At 33.7% G+C, this 22,469-nt stretch carries 10 protein-coding genes and 1 pseudogene; 5 read left to right on the top strand and 6 right to left on the bottom strand.

Going from position 1 to position 22,469, the window contains the following annotated elements; all coding sequences use genetic code 11:
- Positions 1–1,321 (top strand): annotated as a pseudogene (locus tag VKJ25_RS22430) (hypothetical protein); the annotation flags it as partial.
- Positions 1,322–1,912: 591 nt separating this feature from the next.
- Complete coding sequence (locus VKJ25_RS22435) at positions 1,913–5,662, top strand: FkbM family methyltransferase (RefSeq protein WP_324238871.1); 3,750 nt, start codon at positions 1,913–1,915, stop codon at positions 5,660–5,662.
- Positions 5,663–6,146: 484 nt separating this feature from the next.
- Here VKJ25_RS22435 and VKJ25_RS22440 read toward each other — a convergent pair whose 3' ends face one another.
- The 5 genes from VKJ25_RS22440 to VKJ25_RS22460 all read right to left on the bottom strand — a co-directional run bounded on the left by VKJ25_RS22440 (position 6,147) and on the right by VKJ25_RS22460 (position 11,340).
- Positions 6,147–7,832: a tetratricopeptide repeat protein gene (locus tag VKJ25_RS22440; RefSeq protein ID WP_324238872.1), complete on the bottom strand. Its 1,686-nt coding sequence runs from the start codon at positions 7,830–7,832 to the stop codon at positions 6,147–6,149.
- A 733-nt stretch (positions 7,833–8,565) separates the two neighbouring features.
- Positions 8,566–9,747 carry a class I SAM-dependent methyltransferase gene (locus VKJ25_RS22445; RefSeq protein WP_324238873.1) on the bottom strand — a complete coding sequence of 394 codons (1,182 nt, stop codon included), beginning with the start codon at positions 9,745–9,747 and terminating at the stop codon, positions 8,566–8,568.
- Between the two features lie 136 nt (positions 9,748–9,883).
- Positions 9,884–10,558 (bottom strand): class I SAM-dependent methyltransferase, encoded by a 675-nt coding sequence (locus VKJ25_RS22450; RefSeq protein WP_324238874.1) that lies wholly within the window; start codon positions 10,556–10,558, stop codon positions 9,884–9,886.
- A gap of 37 nt (positions 10,559–10,595) precedes the next feature.
- Positions 10,596–10,772, bottom strand: a complete 177-nt coding sequence (locus tag VKJ25_RS22455; RefSeq protein WP_324238875.1) for a hypothetical protein — start codon at positions 10,770–10,772, stop codon at positions 10,596–10,598.
- The gene (locus VKJ25_RS22460) at positions 10,765–11,340 is read right to left on the bottom strand and encodes an ATPase (RefSeq protein ID WP_324238876.1); all 576 of its coding nucleotides are present in this window, start codon (positions 11,338–11,340) and stop codon (positions 10,765–10,767) included. Before VKJ25_RS22460 ends, VKJ25_RS22455 begins: the two co-directional genes overlap by 8 nt.
- A 122-nt stretch (positions 11,341–11,462) precedes the next feature.
- Between VKJ25_RS22460 and VKJ25_RS22465 the strand changes: the two genes are divergently transcribed.
- Together VKJ25_RS22465 and VKJ25_RS22470 are read left to right on the top strand one after the other, a co-directional pair.
- Positions 11,463–11,654: a hypothetical protein gene (locus VKJ25_RS22465; RefSeq protein ID WP_324238877.1), complete on the top strand. Its 192-nt coding sequence runs from the start codon at positions 11,463–11,465 to the stop codon at positions 11,652–11,654.
- On the top strand, positions 11,644–12,015 hold the full coding sequence (locus VKJ25_RS22470) for a hypothetical protein (protein ID WP_324238878.1): 372 nt from the start codon (positions 11,644–11,646) through the stop codon (positions 12,013–12,015). The genes VKJ25_RS22465 and VKJ25_RS22470 overlap by 11 nt, the downstream gene beginning before the upstream one ends.
- Before the next feature lie 397 nt (positions 12,016–12,412).
- Here the strand turns inward: VKJ25_RS22470 and VKJ25_RS22475 are convergent, their stop codons facing one another.
- A complete protein-coding gene (locus VKJ25_RS22475; RefSeq protein ID WP_324238879.1) occupies positions 12,413–18,382 on the bottom strand; it encodes a tetratricopeptide repeat protein in 5,970 nt (1,989 codons plus the stop codon).
- A gap of 494 nt (positions 18,383–18,876) precedes the next feature.
- Here VKJ25_RS22475 and VKJ25_RS22480 point away from each other — a divergent pair, with 494 nt between their 5' ends.
- Positions 18,877–22,404 carry a sulfotransferase domain-containing protein gene (locus VKJ25_RS22480; RefSeq protein WP_324238880.1) on the top strand — a complete coding sequence of 1,176 codons (3,528 nt, stop codon included), beginning with the start codon at positions 18,877–18,879 and terminating at the stop codon, positions 22,402–22,404.
- The last annotated feature ends 65 nt before the right edge of the window (positions 22,405–22,469 follow it).

Raw genomic sequence — 22,469 nt, forward strand, 5'->3', positions numbered from 1 at the left:
CAAAACTAAGTCAGAGTTCCATGATGTGAGAGAAGAGTTGGAGCGATCGCAATCTCAGTTAGATGAGGTATTGGGAGAGTTGGAGCAAACCCATTTTGAGTTACATCAGCTAAAGGAAAAAGGGGAAAAACAGCACTCAGAGTCTAATGAACAAGTTAAGCAGGAGTTAGGGGAAACTAAGGCCAAGTTGCAGGAGACTCAAAAGTTGTTAAAGGAATCTCAGTCTCAGAAAGAAAGAGATGATTATAAGGGTAAGTGGCAAGAAAGTCAACAAAAATTAGACAAAACTAAGTCAGAGTTCCATGATGTGAGAGAAGAATTGGAGCGATCGCAATCTCAGTTAGATGAGGTATTAGGAGAGTTGGAGCAAACCCACTTTGAGTTACATCAGCTTAAAGAAAAAGGAGAACAACAGCAGTCAGAGTCCAATGAACAAGTTAAGCAGGAGTTAGTAGAAACTAAGGCCAAATTGCAGGATACTGAGAAGTTATTAGATCAGTCTCAGTCCCAGTTAAGTGAAACTATGGGAGTACTAGAAGAATATAAGTCTCAAATGGAAAAGACCATCGAGACATTAGAGGAGTCCCAAGGGAAGTTGCAGCAGAAGCAGCATGAGTCCAAGGAGGTTAAGGAACAGTTACAAAAGGAGTCGAGAGTAGAGTTGGAACTCAAGAAGGAGTTGGAGGAAACTAAGTTTCAGTTGCGGGAGACTGAGGAGTTGTTAAAGAAATATCAGATGCAGTTAGAAGAAACAGTAGGAATATTGGAGCAAACCCACCTTGAGTTACATCACCTAAAGGAAAAGGGAGAACGACAAGAGTTAGAGTTACATGGACAAGTTAAACAAGAGTTGACAGAAACTAAGGCCAAGTTACAGAAGACAGAAAAGTTATGGGAGCAGTCTCAGTCTCAGTTAGGTGAGACCATGGGTGTGTTGGAGCAGTATCAGTCTCAAATGGAACAGGTAATGGGGACATTGGAGGAGTTGCAAGGGAAGTTGCAGCAGAAGCAGTCGGGGTCAGAGTCGCAGTTGCAGAAAGAGTTGGAGGAAACTAAGGCCAAGTTACAGGAGAAAGAGGAGTTGTTGGAAAAGTATCAGTTGCAGCTTGAGGAAACAATGGGAGTATTAGAAGAGTCTTATTCTCAACTTGAGGAGAAACAAAAGGAGTTAGAACAAGTAAAACAAGAGTCTGAACAAACGAAACTTCAACTACAACAGACTAAAATAAAACTCAGAAAATTAAAAGGTGACTATAAACCTGAATCTAATCAAAAAGTTGCTAAATCTTCTTCAGGAAACAACAAAAGAAGAAAAAAATAGGTATTTATAAAAATTTTAATTAAGGAAGTTTTCATCAGTGAAAAAGACTTGCTATAGTAGCAGAATATTTTGTGCAAATATATCCTTGGGATTTTATAGAAATAGGTTTTTTCAAGGAGAAATAAAAAAATTATTAGCTTAGGTGGCATATAAAAATAACATTAGGAACTCAAAATTTTCAAGGAGGAGAGTATGAAACTTTCTTGAAAAATATTGAACAATATAAGACTAATGTAGATATTGTCAGATTATTTTCTTTAGATAAAAAAAGCAATAAATCTGATTAAAAATAGAGAATTATGTTTTACATTTGTAGATAGTTTATCTACTTCTTAATAATGCTTGTTTGTCTGATATAAAAACAGTCGCTCATTGTCAAAGTATTATAGCTGTTGATGATTAGTTTATTTCTGAAGTTGATAGTGCTTTTCATAAAGATACTGAAATTATTTAGAGCAGTAAACTCTATATTCCTATTTCTAGGGAAGGTTATCTACTAAAACTTTAAAATCAACTAATTTAACAGTCTGAAAAATCCCAAAATTCACGTAACAATTCAATAACGTTTTATATTAACCGAGGAAAAAAATCATGGGTATAGTAAGAGGTGGAGTTCCCACTGAACTAGCTATTCAACTAAGAAATAAATACAATTTGCAAGTATTTGTGGAAACAGGAACTCACTATGGAGATACCGCTTTATGGGCAGCAAAACATTTTAACAAAGTAATAACTGTTGAATTTTCCCAGAAAATTTATGATGAAGTGCTGAAAAGGCATAGTCAAGTAAAAAATATAGAATTTTTGTTTGGTCATTCAAAAGAACAAATTCAATCAATTGTACCTAAGCTGAAAGAACCAGCTCTATTTTGGTTAGACGCTCATTGGTCAGGAAATGTTACTTATGGAAAGGGAGATGAGTGTCCTTTATTAGAAGAGTTAGAAATTATTAATAATTCAGAATTCGATCATTTTATTATGATTGATGATGCACGACTTTTTACTTCACCACCACCACTCCCTCATCAAGTTGATGAATGGCCGAATATTAGTGAAGTTATCAAAAAATTAAACTTTTTGGGTGGAAAAAGTAGATACACAGTTATTGTAGAAGATGTGATAGTTTCTGTGCCCGAATATGCCAAATCTTTAATTGCTAAATATTCTCAAGATATTAATACTAAATTATCCCAAGAATACTCTAAAACTCGTCAGTCTCCAGGTATTATCCAATCATCTAATCCCCAAGAAAAAGATTTGATAGAAATTGTTAATGTGGTTAATTTTTTTGAAACTGCAACTCAATATTTAGTAGATTTTAGGCTAGAAAAACCAACAAAAAGAGCAACTGATACTATTGTGCGTGTAAGAGGTTGGGTAGTAGGAAAAAAATCTCCAGTAAAAGCAATAGAATTAGTTAATGGAGGACAAGTATTAGATACTATTCCGGTTGATTGGGAAAGACATGATGTGGCTCAAGCTTTCCCAAACTATTTAAAAACTGGAGAAAATTCTGGATTTAGAAAATCCATTAATTCCCATCAACTTTCTAACAATAATCAATTCACTTTACAAGCAGTATTGAAAGATGAAACTCGCGTTCCCATAGCAGAAGTAACATTCAGAAAAAGACCCAACAAACAAAATGCTAAACAAAACATTGCTTTATTTAGAAATAGTGGAGAAAGTCACGTTATTTCCAGATTTATTAAATCTGACGATATAGTTTTTGATGTGGGAGCTTCGGTGGGAAATTGGACTCAAGAAGTTTTAGCTCATCATCCCAATGCTGAAATACATATATTTGAACCCAGAATTAAAGCATACAGAAATCTCGTTAAAAATCTATCTGCACAAATACCGTCAGGAAAAATTATTGCCAATAATTTTGCTGTCGCCAAAACTGAAGAAATTAAGAGATTTTATGATTATGAAAGTGCCCCTGAATTAAGTACATTTTATAGAAGGGTTGATGTAGAAAAGCGACCTAAATTTAAGCCTCCAATAGAATTACCAATCTTGACAACTACTATAGATAATTATTGTCATAGTTTAGGAATTAAAAGAATTAATTTTCTCAAAATAGATGTAGAGGGTAGTGAATTAGATGTGCTTCATGGCTGCGATAAATTATTGAAACAAGGAAAAATAGATTATATTCAATTTGAGTATGGTGGAACTTATATTGACTCGAAAACAACCTTAAAACAAGTTTTTAATTATTTGCAAAGTTGCCGATATTTAATTTTTAAGATGCTGCCAGATAGGGTAGATTATTTACCTCAATTTTTACCAGAATATGAAAATTATGGCTATGCCAATTTCTTAGCAGTTAATGAACGTTTCAATGTCAATATTTTAGGTGGTAAAAAAGATCAAATGCTTGACATTGCTGCTCTATGTCAAGAACATTCTATTAATATCAGTGGTGTAGTACATATTGGAGCGCACATGGGACAGGAACTTGGAGAATATCAACGAATGAATGTCAAAAAAGTTTTGTTCATTGAAGCTAATCCAGTTGTGTCTGAACGGCTCCAAAAACAAGTAGCCAATTTACATAATGTACAAGTAGTTAATTGTGCAATTACTAATCGTAACGGCATCGTTAACTTACACGTCACTTCTAACGAACAAAGTAGTTCCATCTTACCTCTAAAAGGTCATAGTAATATTTATCCAAATATTAAAGAAACTCATCAAGTTAATGTACCTGGAAAGACATTGGATACCTTGTTACAAGAACTAGGAAATCAACCAGAAGAATTCAATTTTTTGAATATAGATATTCAGGGTGCAGAATTATTAGCTTTGCAAGGAGCTACGAATCTACTAAAATATGTTGATGCTATTAATACAGAAATTAATTATGAAGAACTGTATGAAGGATGTGCATTAATTGATGAGATTGATGAATTTTTAGAACAACATGGGTTTGAGCGGGTGGCAACTACAACACCAAATCCTACTTGGGGAGATGCTTTTTATATCAGAAAGCCAGTTGTTACTGTCTCTGAACTAGGTTTTAATGGTCGTTTTGGTAACCAGATATTTCAGTATGGTTTCTTGAAAACTTATGCCCTCAAACATAATCTCCGAGCTGAAACTCCTAATTGGATAGGCCAGTATCTTTTTGGTCACAAAGATCCGCCAATTTCTCGATTGGAAAATTTGCAAAAAGTTAAGGAAATAATAGATGGAAAAACTGGTTCCCGATCGATACCTGATTCAGAACAACCCTTTAAAGACGTTGACTTCTTTGGTTATTTTCAGCTTCATTTTAGCTATTACGCGCCCTACAAAGAGTATTTCAAATCATTGTTTCAACCTATTGGAGAGGTAAAATCAACAGTGGCAGTAGCGATGAAGAAACTCCAGGAACGGGGAAAAACAATAGTTGGTTTGCATTTACGCCAAGGGGACTATAAACACCTAATGAGGGAAAAACGTTCTGGCATTACTTGTGCTTATGTAGCTCCTAACGAATGGTATAAAGATTGGTTGGCTGGTTTGTGGGAAACCTTAGAGGAACCAGTTTTATTTATTGCTAGCGATGAAGTTGAAGAAGTTGTCAGTGATTTTGCGGATTATAATCCTGTTACGGTTAAAGATTTGGGTATAGAGTTACCCCAGACACCTGACTATCCAGATTTTTACATCTTGAGTCAATGTGATGTGTTAGCTATATCAAATAGCTCATTTTCCTTTGCTGCATCTGTGTTAAATGAACGAGGAAAGTTTTTCTTCCGCCCTCATTTTCAAGCCAAGAAATTAATCCCTTACGATCCTTGGAATAGCGAACCTCTTTTATGGTGGAAGCGAGATGATATTGATATGCAAAAGCTTCTACCTGAAGAAGATCTGAGAGAAGTTGTAGATGTCGTCAGATTAGCTAAAACACCATCAGAACATCTAGAGGGATTTTCGCTCGGGAAACCGAGAAAAGGTAATAAAACTGATTCTAGCATTGGAATAAGAGGTTGGGTATTAGGAAAAACCTCTCCTGCAAAATCTGTAGAATTAGTTAGTGATGGACAAGTATTCCAGACTATTCAAGTTGATATCCAAAGGTTAGATGTGGCAAGAGCTTTTCCCAGCTATTCAAAAACTGCTGAAAACTCTGGATTTGACAAATATATTAACTTTAGCCAAATCCCTAGTGATGAATTTACTTTACAAGTTGTGCTAGAAAATCAAATCCGTCTTCCTTTATTAGCAGTTAAGTTAAGGAAAATCATAACTCAAGAATCCCAACCATTATCCCATCTACAGCAATCTCAGCAAGCTTTTAAGCAATTACAGTCTCGGTTGCAACAGATACAGGCAAAACAAAAGAATTGATTATTCTAGGAAGTTTGTCTACCACCAAATATTTAGGGTTTGGTGAAAAAGTCGGAAATTAGGGAGTAGGGAGTAGGGAGTAGGGAGTAGGGAGTAGGGAGTAGGGAGTAGGGAGTAGGGAGTAGGGAGTAGGGAGTAGAGAGTAGGGAGTAAACCCACCCCTAACCCCTCCCAGGAGGGGAATTTAGGAGGAGTAGGGAGTTATAGAGGAATTAGTTGGAAGAATTGTCTCTTAATTTTTCTGCCCTCATGATATCATGTCCGAAGGCAATCGGAGCGTGTAAAAGTTGGGAAAATATCTACCGCCATAAGTAAGATTTTTCCTTCTTCACATCGATCTTCTTCCTTCTTCACATCGATCTTCTTCCTTCTTCCTTCTTCCTTACCTTCTTTATACAATACCGATGCTACCGGACATGATATGGGCTTTTTGTGCTAACTTTTTTAATTTTTTTAACCTAAAAGCTAGTACTTTAGTAATAGCCTAATGAACTTTTGCTACCTGAAGTAATTTTGATAGTAAGTCAATATTAATGACTACATCTAAATCTCTATTTTTTGGTAAATCCTGTCTGCTCCTAGAAGATTCACCTATCATATAATAGTGTTCTAAATTGCAGTGATTAGCAGTTATATAGTAGCAATTTCTCAGAGCATCAGGTCCAAATAACTCTATAATCTTAGTACCAGACTGACAGAATACTATATTAGTAAGTGCTGCACCATGAACTGCAACTATAACTTTGGCATTGGCAAACAAAGAAACTTGCTCTGCAACTGAAGTAGAAGAGAGAACTACAGTCTGAAAACCAAGTGTACTTAAAAATTCAATTACCCGATCTTCATTAACAAGACGACGCACATCACTGTCTTTTCTACTTATGTAAATACGCTCTTGATATTTTGTTGATTTAACTTGATTTTTTAATGGCATTAACTCTCTTCTAATAAAGTCACAATTCCATTTTGAAGGAGCTGCCAGAGGTAAGGATGGTACAACTAATTTATCAGCTATAATATGATGATTTTGATAACTTTCTATAACTTTTTCTTGAGGAATACCTAAAAAAGTTAATATTTCTTTTTGAAATCTTTGTTGGTAAGAATTAACTATAAATTTATCTACATAACCTAAATCTATACCTCCTTTGAAGAGCAATTCCAAGCGAGAAATTACATCAAATATCCAATGGTAATAATTATACCCCCACCGAGATGATAAAAATACTGCTGTTCCATCTAAATTTAGAGCTGGCGGTAAGTTTTTTGTTGACATTAAGTCAATAATATCAGGTTTTCTGAACATCCTTTTGGTTAAAATTTCATCTTCTGAGTCAGTCACAACTACCCCCCAAGAATCATTGCTCCAAACTCTTCCTTTAGGAACTAGCATAAGAAAATTATTTACATAATGAGAAGTTTTAATACAAAAGTTTTGATGAATGTTTTTATCTACAGTTAAAGATGGGTTAAAGTAATTAGGATTGGAGAAATTAATCTGTGTATAACTTACCCGATATTTTTCATTTTGGTTATTGTTAGGAAGCTCTAGAAATTTGCCGATATCTTTACTTAATACAACTGGTATATTTGGATATTCTTCAGGGTTTTGTTCAGCTATTTTACAGTAGAGAGCTATAGCTTCTTCAATTAATCCTTGTCTCCGTAATGCTTTAGCTAAACTAGAGTAATATTTAACTAATAAGTTGGGCTTTAATTGAAAAGCAGTTTGATATGATTTGACAGCTTCTGATAGTTTTCCTTTTTTTAAGAAACAATCACCTAAATGTTTATATCCACTGGCAAATTCAGGGGATAACTCAACTGCTTTTTGGAAGAAAATTAGCGCTTTTTTAACATTTCCTTTTTCGTAAAAAGCTAATCCTAAATCATAGTTAAACCAAGCAACATTAGGGTTTAGTTTTAATGCAGATTTATAAGTCTCTATTGCTTGTTCAAATTTACTTAACTTGAAGAAAGCATTTCCTAAATAATAATAAGACCAAGGTGAGTATGGATTTAGCTTTAAAGCAAATTGATATGCAGCGATCGCTTCCTCAAATTTACCATTACGCATCAGTCTATTGCCATTTTTCATTTCCTCAGCAGATGTTACAGAAATCATTTGGCGATTATTTTTGAGCCAAGTTCCCTGTTGATTATTTTCCATTTCTAAATATACTAATTATTGAAACTTAACTATTAACTATTAATATAAGTGCCTATGCAAAATTAATTACACATTCTGTTGATTTTCTGTTATTCCTTACCTCTTTCCTGTTCCCTATTTCCAGTTAAGTGTTCTCTCTCTCAAATAGGAGATTAATTTTGGACGACTACTTAGATATAAGGCTTTGTTGGTAAGCATTCAGCTATTAGCACCTCAGCTATAAGCAATAAGACTCAGCTTTATCAGAAAAAAGCCTTTGAGAGGCTTACCCATAACTTGTATATATTAAGGATAACCCTCTGCTTTTTATCGAACTTTTTGGATACTTACTACTGATTCTTGAGCTTTTTTTTTAGCATATCTAAATTTTCTTAAATACGAATAATAAAACGTATAGTCATTCCAAATAAGAATGGAACACTATCAAGAATAATGGAACCCAAAGACCTGAATACTTGCTAATAGACATTCCAGAAAATACCGACTAACCCACCCCTAACCCCTCCCAAGAGGGGAATAATTTATAATTTCTTGTCGTGATAATTGATTTTGCTTTTTATTATTGGAGATATCTAATGAAAAATGAAACTGAAGAAATTTAATTAATCACTATTTCTTAAGCTAAGACGCATTTAAAATGCACAATTACTTTTGTTTCTTGCATACAATTGTAATAGGAATTCATGACTGCCTTTTGCCTTAAGCTCAGATATTTATCGGTAGTTTAAATGCCTCAAAGCTTGCTTAAAATTAATATATCTTGACCACTAACGTATCTCTTTCGACCAGACCATGAACCATAATACTTATTGATTACACTCAAACCAGATTCAGATACCCATTTTAGTAACAAAGACTCTTTATAGGCAATAGCAACTTCTGGTTTAATAAGGTCAATTGTAAAACATCCATTCAACTCATGCACAAACTGAAAGCTACTTTTCCCTTCACTGATTAAATTTTCTGATTCTTGATTAAGTAAAAAACAACTACACAAGCACTTTCCGCCTGGCTTCAATACTCTATATATCTCCTCTAAATAATGTCGTACTTCCTCAGTTTGCATATGAGTAAATACAGAGGTCAAAAATATGAAATCAAAACTTTTATCTTCATAAGGAAAAATAAAATCTTTTGCTTCTATATTTCCACCAGGGTTGTAGTGATAGTTATATATATTCACTAAACAGAAATTGAAATGAGGACGGCGTGTTGATATTTCTTGTTGAGGCCACTTAATAAATCTAGCCATAATCTCGAAACCTTCATAACTACCTGGAGGTTTTAAGTAGTGAGCTAAACCATAAGCCATTCTTCCTAAACCACATCCAACTTCTAGAACCCGATCTGTTTGTTTTAATCCTACTAATTGGATAAAGTAACCTAGGAAGGCAAAAGAGTTCCTCACAAATGCCCCATTTTCTCCACCGCCGCCTGCCCACTGAAGATACTGTTGACTGGGGAGCGGTATAGAAGATTGGAGCAAATTTACTAAAATAGAACCTTCATACCTACCAAACAAAGGTGTCAAAATAACTAGAGCATCTTGCCAATTTTGTTGTTTCTGATTAAGTGGTAATTTAATCAAAAATCCGGCCTTATCAACATTCTTGAAGTTGGGAAAGGCTTTTTTTAGATGGAGGCTATCCCGTCTTAATTCTAGTTCAAAATTCTGTATTTCTTCACCTGCAATAGAAAGTTTAAAGTTATCAAGTAAATAATCCTCAAATGAAACTACCCATCCTTCAATAAATAAAACTTGATTTTCAATGGCTACTTTTTGCAGAGAACCAGTAGTTATTAATAGCTGATTTTGTATGATTTGATTATTCTTGTGTTCTATAGCTATCTGATTTTCTAAATCAGACTTGGACTTGAATTTATTTAATTCAGCTTTAAGTTGAATTAGTCTCATTTTTGATGAATCCAATTCTGACCTAATACTTGAAAGTTTATCTGATGTATTTTTTGTGTTTGACATATTCAATCTAGTAAAATAAAGTATTAACAATATAATGATTCAAATAGGTAAAATCTCATGCTTTTAAAATTTAATGACCAGAATTAACATGACTTATATAAGATTTATTGAGTAAATTTTTGTAAGATGAAAAACTAGATTCTGAACGACCTTCGCCTTTTGTACCTTCAACAATCCAAACATTAGGATATCCGTTATCTACTCGATAATTTCCATGACGTTCAATATCTATTAGGCTTGAATGTTGGCTTTTTCCATACTCACAAAATACTATATTTTGCCATCCTAAATGACTCAGTAAAGATTGCAAAAAATCTTGGGAATAAAGAAATTGATGACCCCATCCATGAAAAGCCCGATTGATAGATAATGTAGAATCAATTCGTCTCTGGGGATTCTTTTCTGATAAATTAAAATGAGTGGAAAGTACCCACTCAACAGCAGGAGTAGAAAGTCTAATTACTCCACCAGGTTTGAGACTTTTCCAACCATGATTTAAGAAAGCGATCGCTCCTTCTAGACTTAGATGTTCGAGAAAATGTTCCCCATAAATATATTCCAAACCATTAAAAGGCCAAGGTTTAGTTACGTCCATTGTTTGGTCAATCCCATTAAAAGGACGAATATCTACATTCCACCAATCAGGCAAAATATTTTGGGGTCCACAACCCACTTGGACTTTTTTAATGCCATTGGGATGGTTTGGGTTCTTACGAGAGGTATTATTTTGGGTTGATAGATTCATAAATTTGTTCTTGACTTTTAGTTAGAGTATTTTTTGATTAATGACTATTTTTTAAAGGTGGAATTTGATCGGCAGTTAATGTCACAATTTTACCATCTTTGAGAATACTAATTGATTCTCCTAATCTTCGATGTCTTTCTATTGCAGAAGCGATCGCTGCTTTTACACCAGAATCAATTTGTTCTGATAATTTACCGGAATTTTTTTTATTCATTGTTTTTTTCTGTTATTTGTTGCCAGATAGAGGGTTGATAAATAATAACTGAAAGGTTGTGTGAGTATTCAGCTACTAATTGGGGATTATCCTCAGAATTATTATAGACAATCCAACTATCACATAAGGGTAAATATAGCTGAATTAAGTTTTTCTTTCCTCTTTCATAGCGACGGCGAATAACTTCAATAGGAATATTATGTCCTCCACTGTCTACTCGTCTTTGAACTCTTTCTATTGCTAATTCAGGAGTTTGTAACCAGAAATAAATTAAATTAATTGTATAGCCATCAGCTTTACAGTTTCTCAAAAAATGAGCGAAGTTTCGGGCAGCTAGAGTAGTTTCAAAAGCAAAATCAAGTTTTTCTTTAACTAAAGTTTTCAGACGTTCTAACATTAACCTTCCAGCTTGGATAGCAACTGATTCAGCGTTAAAAGGAGATAGTCCAGTAGCAATTTCATCTGCGTTAACATATTCAAAAATATCAAGAACATTTGGTAATAGTTTCTTAGCAACAGTAGTTTTTCCTGAGCCATTAGCTCCACCAATTACATATATTTCAGGCATAATTTATTTGAGAAAGTTAGTAAATAATACTTTGTTCTCTAATAGAAAAAATTATACAGTATTTGTGATATTATTCATTGGTTTAGTTTTATATTATAATGTAGATTATTGAGGATTTATTAATGTCTAATAATGACAAAAATCCTGAAAATATTCATTCTGCTACCACCCCAGAAGAATGTGAAAAAATGGAAGAGAAATATGGATGGAAGTTGAAAGATATTAGATTTAATAAAGAACAAGAAATCCTAAAAGTCGATTGCGTCTTTGAGGGAGAACAAACATCATTTGAGGATTCGAGATATGACAACTGAAACTTGGATTGTATACAAAACCGAAAATAGAAGTGATTATGGTTGGGAAGACCGGATGCTAATGCCAAGAGAAAGTTTGACTAACATTCTTTGGGAAAATTGGACTTACCAAGAAAAACCTTCTATTCCTCAAATAGGAGATAGAACCAGAAATTACAAATCAGAATCTGAAAATGGTTTTACTACTCATGGCCGGGATGGAGATTGGGTTGTCACCAGAGTTGAAAAATTTGTTGACCTTAATACAGACAAAAAAATATTTGTATGCTATTGCAAGTACGATCCTATAGAGCCAAAATGGAGTTTAATGAATCGTGGCGCTAAGGCATCAGATTTATTGGAGCAAAAAGCAGAAGTTTAAGCCCACGTTCCGCACGTCAAGTTGTAGCACGCTTAGTATTATAATAATTTGGTAGCGAGTGTAAGTATTTATACTGTAAAAATCACCTTGATTGAACTTTTCCATTCGTCAAATTCTCAGACAAATATTAAGTATAAATACTTGCAAAGTATGTGAATTTCTTCTAAATTCTGGATTCACCGGTTCTGACTTCTGTTTGCGGAGCATGACCTAGGAACTCCTAGCTTGATACTACATTTTGTCGTGCGGAATGTAGGTTTAAGCATATTTATCTTAATAGGGAGTAGGTAATAGGTAGGGACGTTGCATGCAACGTCCCTACTAAGTCATATCAAATTTATTCAGTAAACCCTAATTATCAATTATTAATTATTAATTGTTAATTATTAATTATCAATTATTTAGGACTTTGCATTTTTTTCTGATTTAGCTCCTTGATCGCTTCCAACATTTTCTCTACTCTTTTCTGAAAACTATGATGCTCCCGAACATATTTTGCCAACTCTAATTTTACTCCTTTATTCTGACTTTTTTGCTGCAAACTATTTGCTACTACTTTTGGCAAATCTGCCTGAGAATTATAAGTAGAAATTTTATTTCCAAAGACTTTTTCTAAACCTGAAATTTTATCAGATACTATTGTTGCTCCACAAGCAGCAGCATCAAATAAACGATTAGAAATAAATCCTTTTTCTCGCATAGTATCCCAATGGTCATTTAATAATACACCACATTTACTGTAATAACGTCGTAAAATTTCATTAGGAATATATTCTCCTTTCAAATAACCATCGGGCAATAAATTTCCCCAGTTTGTACCATAAACATCTACCTTTAAATTACTCTCCACTGCATCTTTTACTATCTGGCGATAAACCTTTCGAGAATTTCCCACAAACAAAATTTCTCCTACTTCTTCAAAACCTTCCTCATCAGGATAAAACAAATTTGGGTCAGTACATTGAAGCAAAGTGTTGACTGGAACTTTTACTTGTTTTTGTAACTCCTCAGCATAAGAATGAGATGCCACAAATACTTGGTCATATTCTTCATATTCTTCTAGAGAAACTTTATCTGGATGACTAATATTCCACATCAAATTAATATGATAAGACTTAGGTTGATAACGACTCAAACCTCGAATCGTAATTGCCACATCATCTCCAAATATTTGGGGATTTTCCCACTCTGGCAAAATATCAATTCTGACAGAATGACCTAATATTTCAAATTGCCGTTTCATGGCTAAGGCAAAATGATAATCTCCCCATTCTTGAGCTTGGTTCCAGTCAGGAACTCCAATTTTTATAGCGATGCGGAAACTATTACTCATTTTTTCGCGTAAGGCAGAAAATATTGTATAAGCACGATGTTTATAAGTATGTTTTTCTTTAACTATTTTCTGTAACTCTGCCACTTTTGCTAATCTTAATTCCTCATTTGTGAGATATTCTCGTAATAAATTTTCTAGAGATTCACGAGAATGATAAGTAGGCAAAATTCCATCGAAAGACTCTTGATTTCCTAATTCTCCATTGCTAATAACTAAAGCACCAGACATAATTGCATCAAAGACTCTAGAATTTGTGGAACCCCATTGTTTTGTAACTGAGTTGGCATCATCAATTACTACTTTTGTAGAAGCATAAACTTTTGGCATATCAGTATAAGGAAGAGGTCCGCGATTATACTTTTTAAACTTCTCAAATTTTTCCCAGTTATAACCATACAAAGCAAATTCAAAAGGTAAATTATCTGGTTCCAATACGCTCATAATATCTCGTGGATATTTCCAGAAACTTCCTGTGAAACAGTAGTCAGATTTATATTTATTCTCTAGTTCAGAATTGATATTTTCCTGTTGCTCTAAAACTGCTACTTCCGAACTACTTTCTACTTTACTTTTGTCTGCTTCGGGAATTTTATTACCTAGTTCAGAAGAAGACTTTTCTGATTCTTCTAAAATTGCTACTTCTGAATTTTTCTTTGATTCCGAATCTGATTTGTGTGACTCTTTTGAAATTCCTAATTCCGAATTTTTCCCTACTGCACTTTTCCCTACTTCGGGAATTTTATCACCTAGTTTAGAAGAGGATTTGCCTGACATTTCTGAAATTCCTATTTCGCAATTTTTCCCTACTTCGGAATTTTTCTCTAATTCAGAATCTAATTTTTCTGACTCTTTTGAAATTCCTATTTCAGAATTTTTCCCTACTGCACTTTTCCCGGCTTCGGAAATTTTATTACCTAGTTTAGAAGAGGATTTTTCTGACATTTCTGAAATTCCTATTTCGGAATTTTTCCCTACTTCGGAATTTTTCTCTAATTCAGAATCTAATTTTTCTGACTCTTTTGAAATTCCTATTTCGGAATTTTTCCCTACTTCGGGAATTTTATTACCTAGTTCAGAAGAAGTTTTTTCTGACTCTTCTGAAATTGAAAATCCCAATTTTTTCTCTAGTTCAGAATCAATTTTTCCTGACTGATTTAAAATTCCTACTTTATCACTTCTTCCTTCTTCCTTCTTCCTTCTTCCTTCCTCAAATCTTTCCTCATTAGTTGCTATTCTAATTACCGTTGCAGGTTTAAATAATTTCTGCTGAATATAATCAGCAGATTTTTGAGAAGAACACCAAAAACAATCATAATCTACCTTTGATTTTTGAGACCCCCAAACCTCAAACCAATTTCTTGCCCAAGCAACTTTTACTAAACTTGGTTTAGCATTTTCTATTCTTTCTAAATCATAATCATGGCGCATAATCACAATTACATCTAACCTTGTCATATCATACCAATCATCTCCTTCCGAAATATAATAAACATCCCATCCAAATTCTTTAACTAATTGTTCTCCTAACTCCACCGCTGTAAAATAATCTCCTGCGGAAGCTGCCATATCTGCTTCAGTTACAGCAAACCCAATAGTTAAAGGATGACCAGTCCAATACATTCCTTTTTCAAAGAAATCTTGTAAATGTTGACGACGCAAATAATAAGCATATCTTTGTTCAATTATCGGGCGATTTTTCAAGATTTTCTCGATAAATTCTTTCCCTTTATTAAACCGAGAAAAACCGCGATTATGAAAAGCAGTTAAATTATTAGCACTGATAATTTCTTTGCCTAATTTTTGTCGAATAGTCAAACATAAATCTACATCCTCATAACCATAAAAATAGTCTTCATTAAAACCTCCCACTGCCAGAAAATCTTCTCGCCGACACATCATTAAAGCTCCAGTAACAACAGGTACTTTCCAAGGAGCAGATTGTACCTTTAATAATTGGGGAGCATATCTAACTTCATAAGGATAAAAAGGTTCATTTTGACTGTGGAAATATAACTGAACTCCTAAATGTTGAGTAGGAGGAAAAGCCAAAGAGCGATCGCTTACTATGTCTAATAATTTTACTCCTACCATTCCGAGATTTTCATCTTTTTGAATTAATTCAACCATCTGCGGAATAATATCTTGGCAGAGGGTAATATCATTATTCATAAATAGTAGTAAAGGTGCTTTTGTTTCCTCTACTCCCACATTATTTGAATTGGAAAAAGAATAATTATCTCCCCTAGCAATAATTGTAATTGGTAATTTTTCTGACCATTGGATACAGACATCTATACTATTATCTGTGGAACCGTGGTCAACTATTATTAATTGATAATTTTCATAGGTATTATAAATTTCAAAAGAAGCAAATAATTCACTTAAGAGTTTGGCTCCATTCAAACTCAAAATAATTACTGCTACTTCTGGTTTTTCTATCTTAACTTTTGCCAGAGGTATTTGATTTATAACTTCCTCTCCACTTCTGACTTCTTCTAATTCTTCACTTTTGATTCCTTCTTCACTTTTAACTTTTGAATCTTCATTTCTTACTTTGGAATTTTGATTCTTGACTTCTTCTAATTCTTCACTTTTTACTTTGGAATTTTTACTTTGGAATTTAAAATTTACTTCTTCACTTTTTACTTTGGAATTTTTACTTTTGAGTTCCAAAACTCGATAGATAAGTTTATTAATTTCTCCCTGATTATAACTAAGTTTAATTTCATGTTTTACCCCTTTCGGTCCGACTACTAAAAGTTTAGGAGAATTTTTTAATTGCTGACCTGTTTCTGTTATTTTCACACTAACTTCAACTAACCCATTGCTATGTAAAGAAGGCGGAATCTTATGAGCAAAAGCATGATATCCATGAGTATCAAAAGCCTCAGCTAAATCTTTTCTATATTTATTCGCGACTAAAGTTCCGATTAAATTATTACCAACAAAAATATCAAGAAATACAACCTTATTAGCATCTTTTTTATGTCTCGCCCAACCAGAAACATAGTCAATAGTTGCATAATCCAAACAACCTTCAAACTCCGTTTCTCCTAATACACTTAAATTACTAATTTCCCCAGTTTCCAGAACCCTTTGAAAAGATAAAACTTCCTCTAATTTTTTCTTAGCTTTAGAAAAATAAGGGTCTATTTCCAAAGCACGACGATAAAAACTTATAGCATCAGTTAATGGATTTTTTTTAGCCTTAACTTCCCCTAACTGAAACAGAAACTTTGCCGAATTAGGTCTTAACTCCACAGCCTTAGTATAAGCAGCGATCGCCTCATCCCATCTACCTAATCTTGACATAACGTTCCCAATATGGTATCTTACGTCAGCAGATTTAGGATTAAGTTGACTAGCTTTCGTATAAGCAGCCACCGCTTCATCCAACTTTTGCAGTTCAGCCAAACTTTCTCCCAACATATGGTATAATGCCGCCGAATTAGGATTAATTTCTGCTGCCCGACGATAACTCGTAACTGCTTCATCCCACCGTTTCAACTTACTCAAAGTATGACCCAACTGATGGTGAATTTCTGCCGTATTAATACCCAACTCAATAGCTTGCCGATAATTTACAATAGCATCATCAAAATTTTGTTGCTGTACTAAAGCAAAAGCCAAATTATGGTATACTGCTGCTAACTTGGGATTAAGTTCTAAAGCGTAGCGATAATTAACAATAGCCGCATCCCACTTTTGTTGTGAGGCATAACTTTCCCCTAAATAACCATATACCTCAGCTAAATTGGGGTTAAGCTTTAGGGCACGTTCAAAAGAAGCGATCGCCTCATCCCACTGTTTAATATTACCCAAAGCCTTACCCAAATCTCCATAAGCTTCAGCCATATTAGGATTAAGTTTAACAGACTTACGCAGAACAGCTACTGCCCAATCATTCTGTTTTAATTGAATCAAAACATGGCCGAACTGATGAAACACATCTGGAGAATTAGGTTGAAGTTCAGAAGCTTTCCGGTAAGCTACAACTGCTTCCTCCCATTTTTCTTGTTGAGACAGAGCATATCCTAAATAATGATAAACCTCTGGGGACTTTGGTTGAAGTTCCGTAACTTTCCGGTAAGCTACTACTGCCTCTTCCCATTTTTCCTGTTGAGCCAGAGCATATCCTAAATGGCGATAAATATCTGGGGACTTTGGTTGAAGTTTCTGTGCTTGTCCATAAGCTGAAATAGCTTCTTCCCATCTTTTTTCTTGAGTCAGAGCATATCCCAATTGATGATAGAGTCCTGCTGTAGGGGTAGTATTTTGCTCCCTCAATAAATCAATTGTTTTTTGATAAGCAACAATAGCCTCATCCCACCGATGTAATTTTGCCAAGACTTCCCCATAATGATGAAAAACTGTAGCAGAGTTCGTAATTATTTGGCAAGCCTTTAAATAAATTTCCGCAGCTTGATGTAAATCTCCCAATTTTGTGAAAGCCATTCCTAACTTTTGGTATCCTGCCCAAAAACCAGGATCAATGTCAATCGCTTTTCGATAACAAATTATCCCTTCCTCAATCTGACCTTGTTTTTCTAAAGCTACTCCTAAACTTTGATGAGCAATACTAGAGTCAGGGTCCATAGATATAGCCTTTTGGAAATTAGCGATCGCTTCATAAAATAATCCTTTTTGGATTAAAACTTTTCCTAAACTAATGTAAAATTCAGAGAAATTAGGATTAATCTTAATAGCTTGGGAAAAAGAAGCGATCGCTTGACCTAACTTACCTTGTTTTTCTTGCATATTTCCCAAATTGTAATGAGATAATGCAGAAGTAGGTTGAAGTTCTATTGCTTTGTGGTAAACTTTAGCAGCTTCTTCCCATTTACCTATTTGAGTAAGAACATATCCTAAATGTTCGTGAAACATGGCCAAATTAGGGTTAAATTCAATAGCTTTTCTGTAGAGAGTAACTGCTTCTTTTAATTGGCCTGCTGCTACAGCTTGTTGGCCTTGTTGGAAATATTTGTTTGGAGTTTCTGGATTTAGTGGGAACAGGGTACTCATATTTGTCTTCATTAAAGATTACTACTTATACCATCAGGTGATGAACTTAAGATATTGATATTATAGGTTGGTGTATTTTGTTCTTTCAGCCTACATCAAAATTTGTTTTGAGATTTTCTCTTTTTGTAAATAAAGGACTAAAATAATTTTTAGTTCCATTGATTAGGAGTAGACAACAATAATTTCAGAAATATTATCAATTTTTTCTGCTACTTATCAAATATAAATTATTTAATTAAAGACAATGTGAGCATTCAGCCATTAGCATTTAGGCGTCAGCTATTTATTTGAGTTTGAGATCAAAGCTTGGCTTTGTTGAGGTAAATTGAATCTTATGATTAAAGCCGACTTTAAAGCTTATATTCATTTAAAACCATTTTAAAGTTTAGATAGGATTTGTTGTTAGGGAAACTCTGACCCAAGAAGCTAGCTGGTAGCTAATAGCTGAATGCTTACAAGACAATATCCAAAAGTTATAAATTATAGAGAGGTTTAATAATATCAAAATGACTTTACCTAGTTTTATCATTATAGGCGCTCACAAGTGTGGCACAGCTTCTTTGTATAACTATATGATTGAGCATCCACAAATTTTACCTGCAGCCAAAAAAGAATTGCATTTTTTTAATTGGTTTTCTAAAGCAGGAAACAGAAAAAAAGCAGAAGGAGTAGAGTGGTATTTATCTCAGTTTCCCACAATTTCTAATGGAGAAAATTTCATAACTGGGGAAGCTACACCAGACTATCTGGTCGATCCACATACTCCCCAAAAAATGTTTAAATTATTACCAGATGTTAAATTAATTGTGCTTTTGAGAAATCCTGTAGACAGAGCAATATCTCATTATCATCATAATCGAGGAGTTAGTAAAAAACGAGAACCTTTACCTTTCAAAAAAGCAATTGAAAAAGAGTCAGAAAGATTGAATCAAGAAAAAGAAAAACTCATATTTGATGAAAATTATAGAAGCTTATTTTATAAAAATTATAGTTATTTAGAAAGAGGAATTTATATTGAACAGTTAGAAATATGGATGAATATTTTTCCCAGAGAACAGTTTTTAATTTTGAAAAGTGAAGATTTTTTCGACAACCCAAATATCACACTCAAAGAAGTGTTTAATTTTTTGGATTTACCGAACTATGAACTAACTCATCAAAAACAAGATAATGAACTGTCTCATCAGCCAATAGATAGAAAAACGCGCTCTATTCTTGCTAAATATTTTCAACCTTATAATCAAAGACTAGAAGAATATTTAGCCATGAAATTTAATTGGGATAATACTGTTAAAAAATTAGAAAACCAGGAAAATAAATCTTTAAATGTAGCTCCTATGAATCAGCAAGTATCAAATAAAAATTTAGATAAATTATCAGTAACTAAAATTCAGCAAAGTCAAAAGAAAAATCAAAAAATTCTCAGGAAAATTGACTTCAAATATCTAGTTGTAGGAATGGCAAGAAGTGGAACTACATTTATGGCCCGTGCTTTGAGAAGTGTAGGCATAAGATGCGGACATGAAAAATTTTTTGGTGGTTCTCACAAACCCCAATCTCTAACTAAGAAAGTAGTTAAGCAGAGAATGTTGAAGCATCAAAACCTAAAAGCTGATTCTAGTTGGTTAGCAGTTCCATTTTTAAATACTGAATGTGTACCACAAGATGTTTCGATTATTCATTTAACTCGTCATCCTCAAAAAGTAATTGAGTCAATAATGGCAATAGGTTTTTTTCGACGAAAAAATTACAACTTTTATACTGACTATGTTTTTTTAAATACACCCGAAATTAAATTATCAGATTCAGAATTAACTAAATGTTGTAAGTGGTATTTATACTGGAACCGTAAAATTGAAGAAAGTGGCAGGCAGTTAATACATTATCGGGTAGAAGATCCCCTGGAAAAATTGTTCGATCGACTAAATTTGAATTACGATCGGTATAAAATTTTTAATGATACTCAAGCAAATTCTAGAAGAACTAAAGATCGGAAATCAATCAACCTTATAGAAGAAATAGAAGAACCAGATTTACTTAAACAAATTGTGGAAATGGCTGAACGGTATGGTTACTCAATTGAAGGAACAGAAACACCTAGTAAATATAGTCAGCAAGTTCAACAGGAAAATCCTATTAAATTTGATAAAAAAGAAAGGGATATACAAGAATTTGACTCCAAATTAGCAAAAATCAAAGATGAATTACAGAGCTTTTCATCAATTGCCAAGGAAAACGCCAAAGTTCAGAAAATAGAAGAAAACTTAGTTGTCTCTGGGCTAAAATCACCAAGAATAGTTATTGAAAAGTACGACCAGAATATTGATAGAATTTATAATGAATTATTTTGGGGATATGAAATCCAAGAAATTCAGACAAAAACTAACAACCAAGATACCATTAATATTTCTGGATGGGTATTAGGAAAAAATTGTCCTGTAGTAGCTATAGAAATAGTTGAATGGAGTCGAATAGTGAAAAAGGTATCTGTTAATCAACCAGATCCTGATGTAGTTAAACTTTATCCAGAAGCAGCTCAAGTCAAAGAAATTGGTTTTAGTATAGATTTCTCAGTTAATGAATTACCACCAAAATTTAATTGGCTAGTACAAGCAGTATTTGCTGATGGAACTCAAATGTCAATAGCTTGTCTCCAAACTAATGATCTTCAACCACTAAATATTAGGGATACACCTTTATTGACAAGAAAAGCTGTTGAATTTATCAAAAATTTCTTTCCACAAAAACCTGATGCTAAAGTTTTGGAATTTGGCAGTGGTGCTTCTACTATATGGCTCTCTAAACTCACCAAAAATCTTACTTCTATTGAGCATGACGGTAGGTGGTTTCAGCAGGTTAAAAATCAGATTGAGACCCAGACAGATTGTAATCCAGTAGATTTTAAACTATTACCAAGACCATATCATACAATATGCGAAAAGTTTCCTGAAGCATCTTTCGATTTAATTATTGTAGATGGTCGTGATCGAATGAAATGTTTTGAAGCATCAATTAAACTTTTAAAACCAGGTGGAATAATAGTTTTAGATGACGCACAAAGACAAAAGTATCAACAAGCTCAAGATTTGTTAAAAGATTGGCATTTGACAAAAACTATTACCAATGCTCGACATACTTATTGGTGGCAAAAGCCATTTTCAGAGGCGAAATTGGTAGATAAAAGTCGAAGAACTCCTAGTCGAAGGTCAAAATCTCGGGAATTAGAAAAAACAGTTATAGCTGGTGTGTCAATGGTGAAAGATGAAGAGGATATTATTTATTACACTTTAGCTGGGAATTATAGACAAGGGGTCAAAAAATTTGTCATGCTAGATCATTTGTCTTCAGATACAACAAGGGATGAGATTAGACGCTTCGCTGATGATTATCCAGAAGCAATGGTTTACTTGATTGAAGATAGAGATCCTTTATTTCATAAGTACAGGAAAATGTCTGCTGCTGCTGAGTTTGCCCATACAATGTGGGGAGCAGAATGGATATTTCCATTTGATGCTGATGAAGTGATATCTTCATCAGAACAACCTCTAACAACTATCCTGAGTCAATTTGATCCAAAAGATATTTGTGTTGGTCTGCAACACAGGAACCATATAATCCGTTCATTCTACGATTTATCTGAACCTAATCCTCTGAAAAGAATGACTTACAGAAAAAAAGAAGATACTGCTAGTGGTGAGGATTACAGTAAGGTTATAATTCGCTGGCAGCCTGGTATGGAAATTACTCAGGGACATCACGCTGTCAAATTTAAGGGCAAGAAGCTACCTGTGACAATACTGGGAAAAAATCATGGACTTATTCTGAGACAATATAGATATCGTTCTCGAGAACAGATGAAACAAAAAATTATTAATGGAGGAAAAGCTTACGAGATCACTCCAGGTATGAAAGGTATTGTATGGACAAAAAAGTATACAAAGTATCAGAAAATAGGAGAAAAATTTATTGATAGGTTCTATAATTATGAGATTAATGGAGATTTAGATGCTGTTTACGATCCAGCTTGGGTATAAATAAATTTCTCAAAAGTCCTGAATAAGCTTTCAGTAATCCACTGAAAATACCGATTTATCTTTAT

It is taken from the genome of Okeania sp., from assembly GCF_035285525.1.
Lineage (GTDB): Bacteria > Cyanobacteriota > Cyanobacteriia > Cyanobacteriales > Microcoleaceae > Trichodesmium.

Coding starts and splice junctions, on each gene's coding strand:
- VKJ25_RS22465 (WP_324238877.1), top strand. CDS start 11,463: ATGTCTAATAATGACAAAAATCCTGAAAATATTCATTCTGCTACCACC.
- VKJ25_RS22455 (WP_324238875.1), bottom strand. CDS start 10,772: ATGAATAAAAAAAATTCCGGTAAATTATCAGAACAAATTGATTCTGGT.
- VKJ25_RS22450 (WP_324238874.1), bottom strand. CDS start 10,558: ATGAATCTATCAACCCAAAATAATACCTCTCGTAAGAACCCAAACCAT.
- VKJ25_RS22435 (WP_324238871.1), top strand. CDS start 1,913: ATGGGTATAGTAAGAGGTGGAGTTCCCACTGAACTAGCTATTCAACTA.
- VKJ25_RS22440 (WP_324238872.1), bottom strand. CDS start 7,832: ATGGAAAATAATCAACAGGGAACTTGGCTCAAAAATAATCGCCAAATG.
- VKJ25_RS22480 (WP_324238880.1), top strand. CDS start 18,877: ATGACTTTACCTAGTTTTATCATTATAGGCGCTCACAAGTGTGGCACA.
- VKJ25_RS22470 (WP_324238878.1), top strand. CDS start 11,644: ATGACAACTGAAACTTGGATTGTATACAAAACCGAAAATAGAAGTGAT.
- VKJ25_RS22460 (WP_324238876.1), bottom strand. CDS start 11,340: ATGCCTGAAATATATGTAATTGGTGGAGCTAATGGCTCAGGAAAAACT.
- VKJ25_RS22475 (WP_324238879.1), bottom strand. CDS start 18,382: ATGAAGACAAATATGAGTACCCTGTTCCCACTAAATCCAGAAACTCCA.
- VKJ25_RS22445 (WP_324238873.1), bottom strand. CDS start 9,747: ATGAGACTAATTCAACTTAAAGCTGAATTAAATAAATTCAAGTCCAAG.